Source organism: Salinicola lusitanus (assembly GCF_038648475.1).
Lineage (GTDB): Bacteria > Pseudomonadota > Gammaproteobacteria > Pseudomonadales > Halomonadaceae > Salinicola > Salinicola lusitanus.
Window position 1 is genome coordinate 4347244 of record NZ_CP151919.1, and the last position, 13896, is coordinate 4361139.

Consider the following 13896-nt stretch of genomic DNA (forward strand, 5'->3'; position numbering starts at 1 on the left):
CGCACCTTCGATCCTCCCATGGTCGTTCTTTTCCGCTGCCGATCTTCTCCGAGGCGATCGTCGCGTTACACTTGGCGTCGCTTTTTCCGCTTCACTCTCTCAGACGTCACAAGGCGCCACATCGTGAAATTCTTCCACACCGCCGACTGGCACCTGGGCCAGTCCTTCCATGGCCAGGAGCGCCATGTCGAACAGCGCGCCTTTCTCGACTGGCTGCTGGCGACGCTCGTCGAGCGCCAGCCCGATGCGCTGCTGATCGCCGGTGACATCTTCGATGTGGTCAACCCCTCGCTGCGGGCCCAGGAACTGCTCTACGACTTCATCGTCGCCGCCCACGCCGCCCTGCCGGCGCTGGAGACCGTGATGATCGCCGGCAACCACGACAGCGGTTCGCGCATCGAACTGCCGGCGCCGCTGATGAAGCGGCTCAAGACCCATGCCCTGGGGCGGGTGCACTGGCTCGAGGATGGCAGGCTCGACAGCGAGCACCTGCTGGTGCCGCTGCCCGACACCAGCGGGAAGATTCGCGCCTGGTGCCTGGCGCTGCCCTTCCTGCGCCCGGCCGAGGTCACCGGCGGCGATATCGACGACTACCGCGACGGCATCGCCCGCGTGCACCGCGAGCTGGTCGCAGCCGCCGAGGCCCGCCGCGAACCGGGCCAGGCGCTGGTGGCAATGAGCCACGCCCATCTGCAGGGCGCGGCCGTCTCCGAGGCGAGCGAACGGCCGATCGTGATCGGCGGCGAGGAGGCGATCTCCGCCGCGCTCTTTCCGCCCTCGATCGCCTATGTGGCGCTGGGTCATCTCCACCGGCCACAGCAGGTGGGCGAGCCACGCATCCGCTACAGCGGTTCGCCGCTGCCGCTGGATTTCAGCGAGAGCCACTACCCGCACCAGGTGCTCGAAGTGAGCCTGAACGGGGCCGAACTCGACACCGTCGAGAGCCTGCCGATACCCCGCCACGTGGCGCTGGAACGCATCGGCCCGGGCAGCGTCGAGGCGGTCGAGGCCGAGCTGTCGGCGTGGCAGCCCGAACCCACCACCGGGGAGGCGCTGCCGCGGGAGCGCTGGCCGTGGCTGGAGGTGCGCGTGGCGCTCGAGACGCCGCAGCCCGATCTGCGCGCCCGGATCGAGGCGGCGATCGCCGACAAGCCGCTGCGGCTCTTGCGCATTCACAGCCACTACCCCAACGCCGGGGGCGACACCGCGGGCAGCGGCGCGGTCGATCTCGACAGCCTCACCCCCCAGGAGATCTTCGCCCGCCGCTGGCAGGCCGAGTATGGCGAGACACCGCCGGAAGCGGTGGCGCGGGATTTCGCCACCCTGGTGCAGGAGGTACAGGACGCGGAGCCCGACACATGAAGATACTCGCCATCCGGCTGGAGAACCTGGCCTCGCTGGCCGGACGCCACGAGCTCGATTTCACCACCGCCCCGCTCGCCGACCAGGGGCTCTACGCCATCACCGGCCCCACCGGCGCCGGCAAGAGCACCCTGCTCGATGCGCTCTGCCTGGCGCTCTATGGCAGCACGCCGCGACTGCGCCAGGCGCCGGTGCGCGACTCCCAGATCGCCGATGTGGGCCGCGACACCCTGACCACCGCCGATGCCCGTACCCTGCTGCGCCGTGGCTGCGCCAGCGGCTTCGCCGAGGTCGATTTCGTCGGCCGCGACGGCCGCCGCTACCGCGCCCGTTGGGGCGTGCGCCGGGCCCGCGACAAGCTCGACGGCAGCCTGCAGAAGGTCGAGCAGTCGCTCACCGATCTCGACGCCAACCAGCTGCTGACGGCACAGAAGCGCGAATTCGACCGCCTGCTGCCGGAGCGGCTGGGACTCAACTTCGACCAGTTCACCCGCGCCGTGCTGCTCGCCCAGAGCGAGTTCGCCGCCTTTCTCAAGGCCGACGACAACGCCCGCAGCGAACTGCTGGAGCGGCTCACCGATACCCAGCACTACTCCGCCATCTCGCGCGCCGCCTTCCAGCGCACGCGCACGGCCAGAGGCGCGCTGGAGGCGATCGAGGCACGCCTCGCCGACGCCCTGCCGGCGGACACCGAGGCCCGCGCCGACCTGGAGCGCGAGGCCGCATCACAGCAGCAGGCCCTGGACGCCCTGCAGACCCGGCGCGAGCGGCTGCGTAGCGAGGGCACCGAGCTCGAACGCCAGGCCCGGTTGAGCGCCGACTGGCAGCAGGCCGAGACCGCCCTGCAGGCGGCCGAGACAGAGATCACCGCCGCCCAGGCCGAGCGCCATACCCTCGCCCAGCTCGACGCCATTGCTCCCTGGCGCGAGCGTGCCCGCCAGCGCCGCAGCCTGGCCGAGACCCTGGCCCGGCGTGAGCAGCAGCTAAGCGAAGCGCGCACCGCGCTAGAGCGCTGCGACGGCGAACGCCGGACCCTCGCACCCGAGCTGGAAACCGCCAACGCCGCCCGCGAGCGCACCGCCGCGGCGCTGCGCGACGCCCAGCCCCAGCTGGCCCAGGCGCGCGAGCTCGAGAGCGAGCGCGCGCGGCTCCAGCAGCAGTGCGACCAGCAGCGCGCGGAGCAGACGCAACTCACCGCCGCCGCCGCCGAGAGCGCACAGCAGCAGACGCAGCTGCAGCAGCAGATGGCCGAGCAGGCACAGCAGATCGAGGCCCAGCGCCAACATCTGGCCACGCTGCTGGAAACGGCCACCGCACAGACCACCGCCGCCGATCTGCGCGCCGCCCTCAATCAGGCGCGAGACAAGGCCCAGGCGCGGCTAGACGCCCTTGACGGTCTGACCCAAGCGTGGCGCGAACGCGAACGTCTGGATCACGAGCAGGCGACGCTGCAGCAGCAGCTCACCGAGAGCCGCGAGCGGCTGACCCAGCTCGAACAGGCGGGTCATCAGGCCAAGCGCGATCTCACCGCCGCCGAGCAGCGCCAGGCCCAGATCGGCGAACAGATCGAGAGCGCCCGCGCCGCGCGCAGCGACGAGGTCGCGCGGCTACGCCAGCAGCTGCGTGAAGAGATACCGTGCCCGGTGTGTGGTGCCACCGATCACCCCTACCGCGACGCGCCGCCGGCGCATCCGGGGGAAGCGCTGGTCGCCAGCATCGAAGCCCAGGAGCGCCAACAGCTCGACCAGGAGGCCCAGCGCGTGGCGGCCGCCCGCGAGCAGCATCAAGAGCTGAGCGTCGAGTGGCGCAGCTGCCGTCAGACGCTGCTGGCTGCCGAGCAGCGCCAGCAAGCGCTAGCGCCGGCCCGCGAGGCCGCCGCCAGAGCCCTGGCCGACCACCCGCTGAGCACCGAGCTGAGCATCGCCGAGCAACCCGGCGAGTGGCTGCAGCACCAGCGCGAGCAGACGCTGAGTGAGCGCCAGCAGGCCAGCGAGCGGCTGCAGCGGCTCGACACCATCGAGCGCACTCTGGACCCGCTCGAACGTCAGCACCAGAGCCTGGCCCTGGAACTGGGCAAGCGGGAGACACGCCAGGCCCTCGACCAGACGCGCCTGGAAAGCCTCGCCGCCGCCCTGCCGGAGCTGGAGCAGGCGCTGACGCGCACGCGCCAGGCACTCGGCGCGGCGCTGGGCGAGCACGCCTCGGCCCAGGCCTGGCAGGCCGCGCTGGAGGCGCAGCGCCAGCAGGCGCAGCAGCAGTGGGAAGCGCGCCAGGCGCAGTGGCAGATCCTGGAGAATACCCACACGCGGCTGACCCAGCAGATCGCCGATCTGGCCCAGCGCCAGCAGGAGGAACAGACAACCCACGCCGAGCTCGATCACGCCTGGCAAGCGTGGCGACGCACCCAGCCCGAGCTCGACGAGGCGCGGCTGGAGACCCTGCTGGGCTACACCGAAACCGCGCATCGCCAGCTGCGCGAGACCTGCGAACGGCGCGAGCGCGAGCGCGACGCGGCCCGGGTCGCGGTCGAGGAGCGCCGCCGCGCCCTGATCGAGCAGCGCCGTCTGCTACTACCAGAGACTCCCGAGGCGCGGCTGCTCGATACCGAGCACGAAGATGTGCTGAGCGCGCGCCACGCCGCCCAGCGCGAGCGCCTGCAGGCGCTGGAGAGCGAATGGCAGGCCCAGCAGCAGCGTCGCGACACCGCCCAGCAGCAGCTCGCCGAGGATGACCGCCGGCGCCAGGTACAGCAGGAGGGGGCGCGCCAGCGCGAAGCCGCAGCGCAGGAAGTGCAGCGCTGGGAGCGGATCAACGGCCTGATCGGCAGCGCCGACGGCAAGCGCTTCCGGCGCATCGCCCAAGCCTACAACCTCGACCATCTGTTGACCCACGCCAACCAGCACCTGCGCGCGCTGACCCCGCGCTACCGCCTGGAACGCGGCGGCAGCGAGCTGGGCATTCTGGTGATCGATGGCGACATGGCCGACGAGCGGCGCTCGGTGCACTCGCTCTCCGGCGGCGAGACCTTCCTGGTGTCGCTGGCGCTGGCGCTGGGGCTGGCCTCGATGGCCTCGCACCAGCTGGCGATCGAGTCGCTGTTCATCGACGAGGGCTTCGGCAGCCTCGACCCGGCGTCGCTGGCGCTGGCGATGGATGCCCTCGATGGCCTGCAGGCCCAGGGCCGCCGCGTCGGCGTGATCTCCCACGTGCAGGAGATGCACGAGCGGATCCCGCTGCAGATTCGAGTGGAACCCAGGGGCAACGGTGCCAGTCAACTCGTGATCCGGCGCGCATGAACGCCGTTTCTCGGGCGACACGACCGGCCACCACCCGATTAGACTTTGGTCTATAAATCGATGACAAACGAAAGCCATGAACCTTTCCGATCGGAAAGGTTCATGGCATCTCGAAGAGACCACCCAGCGCTGAATTTCTCAGGAATTACAACGACGATTGCCGATGATTCTCGTCGCACCGGCTCCATAAGAGAACCGCAAAACCCTTACAAATCAGTAATTTTTACATTTTTGTAAGAGTTGCCTCAAAGAAAAGGCTCTGCCTACCATCCCGCCGCATCGTCATTTCATGCTGCACCATTTCCGGTGAGGCATGCCATTTCGCGGAGGTGATTCTTGCTCACGATCATTGGCCTTGGCATCATCATTGCCATTGTGGCGCTACTGCTTACCGAGCGCGTCACGCCGATCATTGCGCTGTCGATGGTGCCGTTGATCGGCGCGCTGATCGCCGGCTTCGGGCCGGCCGACATTGCCGGTTTCTTCGAGTCGGGACTGCAGGACGTCGCCAATGTGGCGGTGATGTTCATCTTCGCCATCCTCTTCTTCGGCGTACTCCAGGATGTCGGCCTGTTCGACCCCTTGATCAACCGCGTGGTGGCGTTCACCCGCGGCAATGTGATCGCCGTCGCCATGGGTACCGGCGTGATCGGCACCATCGCCCATCTCGATGGCTCCGGCGCCTCCACCTTTCTGATCTCCATCCCCGCACTGCTGCCGCTCTACCAGCGCCTGCGCATGAGCCCTTACCTGCTGCTGCTGATCGTCTCGGCGAGCATCGGCATCATGAACCTCGTCCCCTGGGCGGGCCCGATCGGCCGCGCCGCCGCCGTCACCGGCATCAGCCCCACCGAGCTGTGGCGTGACCTGCTGCCGGTGCAGATCGCCGGCTTCGTCATCCTGATGATCTTCGCCGCGCTCCTCGGCCTGCGCGAACAGGGTCGGATCAAGCGGTTGCCCGCCCAGGCCGATCAGGCCTCGCCGGAACACGCCGTGGCCGATGCCCACAACGGCAAGGCGCTGCCGCCCCGCTTCTGGCTCAACCTGGCCATCGCCGTCGCCACCATCGGCGTACTCGCCTCCGGCATCATGCCGCCCGCCTACATGTTCATGCTGGCCCTCGGTATCGTGCTGCTGGCCAACTACCCCAAGCCCAAAGCGCAGATGGAGCGCATCAAGGCGCACGCGCCCGGCGCCCTGCTGATGGCGTCGATCATCAGTGCCGCTGGCGCCTTTCTGGGGATCCTCTCGGGTACCGGCATGCTCGAGTCGATCGCCACCGACCTGGCCCATGTCCTGCCCCACGCCATGGTGCCCTATCTGCATCTGGTGATCGGTGTCTTCGGCGTACCGCTGGACATGCTGACCAGCACCGATGCCTACTACTTCGCGCTGCTACCGGTGGTCGAGCAGGTCGCGTCGACCCAGGGCGTCGCCGCCGACAGCGTGGTCTACGCCATGACGATCGGCAACAACGTCGGCAAGATGATCAGCCCGTTCTCCCCCGCCATGTGGCTGGCGCTCGGCCTGGCCGGCGCGGAGATGGGCCGCCATATCCGCTACTCCTTCTTCCTGCTGTGGCTCTTCAGCCTGGTGATGCTGGCCTTCGCCTACCTGATCGGGCTGCTCTGACCCGGCTCAGACCTCGATCGCCGCCCGGGCCATGACCTGGGCGGCGGCGCCTCTGGCGGCCACGTAGGTGCTGTCGCCGATCACCTTGACGGGCACCGTCTGGGACTGCCGGAGCAGATCGTTCTGGTGAGTCCCAAAGTAGGCCAGCGCCGGCCCGGTCAGGCTCTCGCCCAGTTTCATCAGCGACCCTCCCAGAATCAGCATCGACGGATTGAGGGTGTGGTGCAGGTTGAGCATCAGCAGCCCCAGCGCTTCGCCGGCTCGCTTCATCACGGCCTGGACCTCGCCATCCTCGGCCCGGGTCAGAACCGCGTGGCTGAGACTGGCGTCGATGTCGACGTGCAACGCCTCGCGTAGCGCCCATCCACTGACCAGCGTCTCCGCACAACCGTGATTGCCGCAGTGGCAGAGCGCGCCTCCCGGCTGTATCACGGTATGCCCGATCTCCCCGACCAGCCCCTGGTGGCCCCGCGGCACCAGCGGGAAGTGCTCGCCGCTGACCACGCCGCAGCCGATGCCGCTGCCGGCGCTGATGTAGGCGATCGACTCAGGGGGCACGCCCTCGAAGAAATAGAACTCGCCGAAGGCAGCGGCGTTGGCCTCGTTGTCCAGCAGCCATACCCCATCCGGCAGATCCGGTTGCTCGCGCAGCAGCGCCAGGAAGTCGATATCCACCCAGCCCAGATTGGGTGCCAGGCTGAGAATCGGCGCCTTGGGCGAGACTGGGCCCGGCACCGCGACTCCTAATCCGAGGCAGCGACGGTCCGCGATGCCGGGTGCCTGACGCAGTTGCACCAGCAGCGCCGCCAGCCGCTTCGCGGTCGTGGCAGGGTCGGTGGGCGGCTCCTCCTGGTGAATGCTCGCCAGGACGACTCCAAGCAGATTGCACGCGACCAGCCGCAGCCCCTTCACCCCGACCTCGGCCCCCAGCATGCAGTGGCGCTCGCCATCCAGATAGAGCGCCCGCCCCGGCCGCCCGCCGCCACGCGAGTGGAGTTCCCCCTCACGCAGCCACCCCCGCTCGACCAGCGCCTGCACCACGCTGCCCACCGTGGCCTTGGTCAAGCCGGTTCGCAGCGCGATATCCGCCCGTGACAACCCGGGGCTGCGGCGCACGGTGCTCAGGATCGTGCTGCGGTTGAGGCTCTTGAGGTAGTTGAGATCGCCGGAGGTGTGCGGCGTGAACGCATTGTGCATTGGCTGGTGGCAACGTCGGGTGGCGGTGGATGCCGCGACTATACCAAAGCCGGTCGGCTCCCACCGAAGGTGCCCCTCTCGTCACGACCTAAGTCTTAACACCAATGACCAATGGCAGCGGGTCCGCCGAGCGCGCATGCTGCCGCAATATTTAGTTAACAGTATTTACTAACCACTGAGAGACATCATGCCGTCAGCCATCTACCCCAGTCTCGCCAGCAAGCGCGTCGTCGTCACCGGCGGCGGGTCCGGCATCGGGGCGGGCCTGGTACGCGCCTTCGCCGCACAGCAAGCCCAGGTTCATTTCATCGATATCCTCGATGACGCCGAGGCGCTGGCGAGCGAGCTGGGCGAACGGGTCCATTTTCATCGCTGCGACCTCACCGATGCCGAGGCGTTGATCGCGACGCTGGCCGGCATCGGCGAGATCGATGTGCTGGTCAACAACGCCGCCAACGACGACCGCCATCGGCTCGAGGATGTCACGCCCGAGTACTGGGACGACCGCATGAACGTCAATCTGCGCCACCTGGCGCTGGCCGCCCGCGAGGTCGCTCCTGCCATGCGCCGCCGTGGGCAGGGCGTTATCGTCAACCTGGGCTCGATCAGCTGGCACCTGGGCCAGCCCGGCATGCTGCTCTACGAAACCGCCAAGGCCGGCATCGAGGGCATGACCCGGGCCCTGGCGAGCGAGCTGGGCGGCGACGGAATCCGCGTCAACTGCGTGATTCCCGGCAACGTCAAGACACCGCGTCAGTCCCGCTGGTACGGCCCCGAGGACGAAGCCCAGATCGTCGCCGAGCAGAAGCTCAAGGTGCGGATCCATCCCCATCACGTGGCCGCCATGGTGCTGTTCCTCGCCTCGGATGACGCGGCCGCCTGCACCGCGCACAACTACTGGGTCGACGCCGGCTGGCTCTGATCGCGAGCCCTCCAGCACCCTCCTCGACACACCAACGGAGCTTCACAATGCCAACTCAAGTTGCTTCACAACGCCCTGTCGTGGTTCTGCTCACCTGTTGCGTCGCCGCCATCGGCGGCTTTCTGTTCGGCTTCGACAGCGGCGTCATCAACGGTACCGTCGACGGCCTTCAGCAGGCCTTCCAGTCGCAGAGCGTCGGCACCGGCTTCAATGTCGCCTCGATGCTGCTCGGCTGCGCCGTCGGCGCTTTCTTCGCCGGCCGCCTGGCGGACCGGTTCGGCCGCCGCACGCTGCTGCTGGTATCCGCCGTCTTCTTCATCATCAGTGCCTGGGGCTCGGGTATCGCCGGGGGCTCGCTGGAGTTCGTGATCTATCGCGTCCTGGGCGGCCTGGCGGTGGGCGCGGCCAGCGTGATGTCGCCGGCCTATATCAGCGAGATCGCCCCGTCCCACCTGCGCGGTCGACTGGCGACCATCCAGCAGGTGGCGATCATCGGCGGGCTGTTCTTCTCCTTTCTCAACAACTACATCCTGGCCAATGTCGCCGGCAGCTCCACCGCGCCGCTGTGGTTCGGCTTCGAGGCGTGGCGCTGCATGTTCTGGATGGAGCTGATCCCGGCGGGCATCTTCCTGATCGCGCTGATGTTCATTCCGGAAAGCCCCCGCTTTCTGGTCAGCGCCGGACGCCACGACAAGGCCGAGCGGGTCCTCCGCCTGGTCTACGACGAAGCCGGTACCCACAAGCGTCTGGCCGATATCCGCGCCTCGCTCTCCAGCCGTCACCAGCCGCGACTCTCCGATCTGATCAACCCGCAGACCGGCAAGGTGCTGAAACTGGTCTGGATCGGCATCGGCCTGGCGGTGTTCCAGCAGCTGGTGGGGATCAACGTGGTGTTCTACTACGGCGCCGTGCTGTGGCAGGCGGTCGGTTTTTCCGAGAGCGATGCGCTGATGATCAACGTGATCAGTGGGGCCGTCAGCATCGCCGCCTGCCTGGTCACCATCGGCCTGATCGATCGGATCGGACGCAAGCCGCTGCTGTGGGGCGGCTCCGTGGGCATGACGGTCACCCTGGCGCTGCTGGTCTACGCCTTCTCGACTGCCGACATGGTCAATGGCAGCCTGGCGCTCTCCCCGGGTAATGGCGTTCTCGCGCTGATCGCCGCCAACGTCTACGTCTTCTTCTTCAACGTCTCCTGGGGCCCGGTGATGTGGGTCATGCTCGGCGAGATGTTCCCCAACCAGGTACGCGGCTCGGGCCTGGCCATCGCCGGTCTGTTCCAGTGGGTCGCCAACTTCGCCATCACCATGACCTTCCCGATCATGCTGGCGTCGATCGGCCTGACCGGTGCCTACGGCTTCTACGCCCTCTGCGCGTTGATCTCGGCCATCTTCGTCGCCCGCTTCGTCCGCGAAACCAACGGCAAGGAGCTCGAGGAGATGGCCTACGAGTAAGGCGACGACTCACGCAAAGAGGATGGTCGTCGCGGCCCGGTCGAGAGCCGCGACGACCATCGCAGGTAGCGAGGTGACAATGACGAGCGAGACAAGCACGCTGGCGACAAGCGCCCCAGAGACAAGCAACACAGAGCCACCCCCAGGGTCAGCCCACGATCCTGCTGCCGTCGTGCCGCTGATGGAGCGGATCGGCTACGGCTGCGGGGATCTGGCCAGCAATTTCATCTGGCAGGCGATGAGCATCTTCATCGTCTACTACTACACCGACGTGATCGGCGTCGCCGCCGGTATCATCGGCTCTATCATGCTGTTTTCGCGCGTGTTCGACGGTGTCTCGGACATCGCCATGGGCTACGTGATCGACAAGACCACATCGCGACACGGCAAGGCCAGGCCCTGGCTGCTGTGGCTGGCGGTACCATTCGCGGTCTCGGCGGTGCTGCTGTTCGCGGTACCCGATGTCTCGCCGTTCTGGCAGACGGTCTACATCGCGGTGACCTATAACCTGGTATGCCTGGTCTATACCGGCCTCAACGTACCCTACGGCACGCTCAACTCGCTGATCACCCAAGACCAGTATCAGCGCTCGCTGCTCAACGTCTTTCGCATGAGCCTGGCGCTGATCGGCGTGCTGCTGGTCAGCAACCTGACGCTGCCGGTCGCCACGCTGTTCGGCGGCGGCCAGACGGGATGGATCGTCACCTTCGCGATCTTCGGCACCATCGGCACGGGACTGTTCCTGTTCACCTTCAAGAGCACCCGCGAGCGGGTCCAGCCGGCCGACGAGAAACGACGCCAGGCGCCGGTTCCCCTGAAGCAGAGCCTGCGCACCCTCGGCAAGAACCGCTACTGGGCGCTGGCCACGCTGTTCATCCTGATCACCTATATCTTCAACGCGCTCAACTCCGGGGCGGTCGTCTACTACGCCCAGTACCTGCTCGACGATACCTGGCTGGTGGGCGTCATCACCACCGCCTACATCGTCTTCATCCTGGCAGGCATGGCATTCGTGGCGCCGATCACCAAGCGCTACGGCAAGCGCAACGCGATCATCGTCGGCGAGCTGATCACCCTGGTTGGCTACGGCGTCATGCTGATCGACCTCGGCAACGTCTACCTGATCGTCGCCGGCACCGTCATCCGCGGGCTCGGCAAGGCACCGATCAACGGCAGCATGTTCGCGCTGCTGGGCGACACCATCGAGTACGGGGAGTGGAAGACCGGGATTCGTAACGAGGGCATGGTCTACAGCGGCGGCAGCATGGGCATCAAGATCGGTAGCGGGCTGGGTACCGCACTGCTGGGATGGATACTGGCCTTCGGCGGCTATGTCGGCGGTGGCGGCGAGCAGAGCGACACCGCACTGTTGGCGATCCAGACGCTGTTCGTCTATCTGCCGATGGGCCTCTGCGCACTGATGATCGTGCTGATGCTGTTCTACGACCTCGACAAGCGCTATCCGGCCATCGTCGCCGATCTCGCCGCCAAACGCTGAACCCCGTCGCGACAGGAGACCGCATGTCCCTCATTGCCAACCCCATCCTGCCCGGCTTTCATCCGGACCCGTCGATACTCCGGGTCGGCGACGACTACTACATCGCCACCTCGACCTTCGAATGGTTTCCCGGCGTCGCCCTCTATCACTCCCGGGATTTGGCCCAGTGGCGCCAGTTGCCCTCGCCCCTCGACCGGCGCTCGCAGCTGGACATGATCGGCGATATCGATTCCGGCGGCGTATGGGCACCGTGCCTGAGCTACGCGCATGGCCGCTTCCATCTGATCTACACCGATGTCAAGAGTCGCCGCGGCGCGTTCAAGGATACCCACAACTACCTGGTCAGCGCCGAGCGGATCGAAGGCCCCTGGTCGGAACCGACTCCTCTCAACAGCAGTGGCTTCGACCCCTCGCTGTTCCACGACGATGACGGCAGCAGTTGGCTGCTCAACATGATCTGGGATTTCCGCAAGGGCCGGAATGCCTTCGCCGGTATCGCCTTGCAGCGCTACGACATCGAACGCCAGCAGCTCACCGGGCCCATGCACAATATCTTTCGGGGGACGTCTCTGGGCGTCACCGAGGCCCCGCACCTCTATCGGCGAAACGGCTACTACTACCTGGTCACCGCCGAGGGCGGTACCGGCTACGGTCATGCCATGACGGTGGCCCGCTCGCGCGAGTTGACCGGTCCTTACGAGGTCGACCCGACCAACCCGGTGCTCACCTCGAACCCGAATGCGAGCGATCAGTTGCAGAAGGCCGGCCATGGCAGTCTGGTGGAAACCGCCGAAGGCGAGTGGTACTGCGCCCACCTCTGTGCCCGCCCGGTCGTCGCCGGGCGCTGCATGCTGGGGCGCGAAACCGCCCTGCAGCGCTGCGTCTGGACCGAGGATGACTGGCTTCGCATCGAGGGCGGCCCCTACCCCAGCCACCGGGTGGCCGGCCCGGACCTTCACTGGCAGCCGCCCCCGGCCGAGCCGGATCACGACACCTTCGAGAGTCCTGGCCTCCACCGTTACTGGCAGAGTCTGCGCCGGCCGTTCGACGACACCTGGATGTCGCTGACCGAGCGCCCGGGCTGTCTGCGACTCAAGGGCGGCGAGTCGATGCAGTCGACCCACCGGCAGAGCCTGCTGGCCAGGCGCCTGACCCATCTCGACGTGGAGGTGGAGACACGCCTCTCCTTCGACCCCGAGCATTTCCAGCAGATGGCGGGGCTGATCCTCTACTACGACACCAAGGATTATGTCTATCTGAGGGTGACCTGGGAGGAGACGCTGGGCCGTTGCCTCGGTATCGTCGTCTCGCGCCACGGGGTCTACGACGAGCCGCTGACCGCCGATGTCCCTCTGATGGCGGGTGACGTGCGCCTGATGGCGCGCCTGGAGCGCGAAAAGCTGCGTTTCTTCCATGCGCCGGGCGATGCGCAGAGCGATCCGGATCGACACGCCGATGCTATCGATTGGCAACCGATCGGCGACCCCCTCGACATCTCCCATCTGTGCGACGACGACCCGGACTACATCCGCTTCACCGGTACCTTCGTCGGCCTCTGCGCCCAGGATCTCTCCGGGGCCGGCCTCGCGGCGGATTTTCACGAGTTCGACTATCGCCCAGGAAAAAGCCGCTGACCTCGATGAGATCAGCGGCTCTCGTTGGTCGGCCCGGGGAAAAGGGCCTTGGCCGACCGGCCTCAGCCGGCGAGCTTGGCCGCCAGCTCGGCGACGTGCTTGCCCTGGAAGCGGGCGATCTCCAGCTCGTTCTCGCTGGGTGTGCGGCTGCCGTCGGCCCCCGCCAGGGTAGAGGCACCATAGGGCGTGCCACCGGTGATCTCGCTCATGTTGGTGAGCCCGGCGCAGCTGTAGGGCACACCGGCGATCACCATGCCGTGATGCAGCAGCGTGGTATGGATCGAGGTCAAGGTGGTCTCCTGGCCACCGTGCTGGCTCGCGGTGGAGACGAAGGCGCTGCCGACCTTGCCGATCAGCTTGCCCTGGGCCCACAGGCCGCCGGTCATGTCCCAGAAATTGCGCATCTGCGAGGCCATGTTGCCGAACCGGGTCGGCGTACCGACGATGATCGCGTCGTAGTCGGCCAGCGCGTCGGGGCTCTCGATCACCGGTGCATCCTGATCGGTCTTGTAACCCGACTGCTCGGCCACTTCATCGGGGACCAGCTCGGACACCCGGCGCACGTCTACCTGGGTGCCGCCGACGCCGCCGGCGCCTTCGGCGATCGCCTTGGCCAGCGTCTCGACATGGCCATAGCTCGAGTAATACAACACCAGCACTTTGCTCATGGGAACACTCCTTGAGGAACAGGGGTTTCGCGACGAAACGCCTTTCAGGCTAGCCCGCGTCAGGGAGCGATGCCACGGCCGGGACGTTGCATTTTTTACGCCGCGAGCAGCGAAACGATCGAACGCCAAGCCTCCCAAGCCGAGTGCCATGGCTCCGTTCGCCGCACCGCTTGGGGAATTTGTTGCCGAGGAAGGATAGCCGCTATTCTGTGGGCCCACCCACCGAACCGTGG

General features: G+C 67.1%; 9 protein-coding genes. 7 read left to right on the forward strand and 2 right to left on the reverse strand.

Annotation, left to right across the window (positions count from 1 at the left end):
- Nucleotides 1-123 precede the first annotated feature (123 nt).
- From AAGT95_RS19630 to AAGT95_RS19640, 3 genes are all read left to right on the forward strand, one after another.
- Entirely contained in the window at nt 124-1362 is a 1239-nt protein-coding gene (locus AAGT95_RS19630) for an exonuclease SbcCD subunit D C-terminal domain-containing protein (protein WP_110598345.1), read from the forward strand.
- Nucleotides 1359-4658 carry an AAA family ATPase gene (locus AAGT95_RS19635; protein ID WP_342594859.1) on the forward strand — a complete coding sequence of 1100 codons (3300 nt, stop codon included), beginning with the start codon at nt 1359-1361 and terminating at the stop codon, nt 4656-4658. The genes AAGT95_RS19630 and AAGT95_RS19635 overlap by 4 nt, the downstream gene beginning before the upstream one ends.
- Before the next feature lie 336 nt (nt 4659-4994).
- A complete protein-coding gene (locus AAGT95_RS19640) occupies nt 4995-6290 on the forward strand; it encodes a CitMHS family transporter (RefSeq protein WP_110598347.1) in 1296 nt (431 codons plus the stop codon).
- Nucleotides 6291-6296: 6 nt separating this feature from the next.
- Here AAGT95_RS19640 and AAGT95_RS19645 read toward each other — a convergent pair whose 3' ends face one another.
- Nucleotides 6297-7487 (reverse strand): ROK family transcriptional regulator, encoded by a 1191-nt coding sequence (locus AAGT95_RS19645; RefSeq protein WP_342594860.1) that lies wholly within the window; start codon nt 7485-7487, stop codon nt 6297-6299.
- A gap of 187 nt (nt 7488-7674) precedes the next feature.
- Between AAGT95_RS19645 and AAGT95_RS19650 the strand changes: the two genes are divergently transcribed.
- From AAGT95_RS19650 to AAGT95_RS19665, 4 genes are all read left to right on the forward strand, one after another.
- Complete coding sequence (locus tag AAGT95_RS19650; RefSeq protein ID WP_110598349.1) at nt 7675-8409, forward strand: SDR family NAD(P)-dependent oxidoreductase; 735 nt, start codon at nt 7675-7677, stop codon at nt 8407-8409.
- A gap of 47 nt (nt 8410-8456) precedes the next feature.
- Entirely contained in the window at nt 8457-9863 is a 1407-nt protein-coding gene (locus AAGT95_RS19655) for a sugar porter family MFS transporter (RefSeq protein ID WP_110598350.1), read from the forward strand.
- A gap of 181 nt (nt 9864-10044) precedes the next feature.
- A complete protein-coding gene (locus AAGT95_RS19660) occupies nt 10045-11361 on the forward strand; it encodes an MFS transporter (protein ID WP_342596554.1) in 1317 nt (438 codons plus the stop codon).
- A 23-nt stretch (nt 11362-11384) separates the two neighbouring features.
- Complete coding sequence (locus AAGT95_RS19665; protein ID WP_342594861.1) at nt 11385-12995, forward strand: glycoside hydrolase family 43 protein; 1611 nt, start codon at nt 11385-11387, stop codon at nt 12993-12995.
- 62 nt (nt 12996-13057) lie between these two features.
- Here AAGT95_RS19665 and wrbA read toward each other — a convergent pair whose 3' ends face one another.
- Complete coding sequence (gene wrbA / locus AAGT95_RS19670; RefSeq protein WP_342594862.1) at nt 13058-13663, reverse strand: NAD(P)H:quinone oxidoreductase; 606 nt, start codon at nt 13661-13663, stop codon at nt 13058-13060.
- Nucleotides 13664-13896 lie beyond the last annotated feature (233 nt).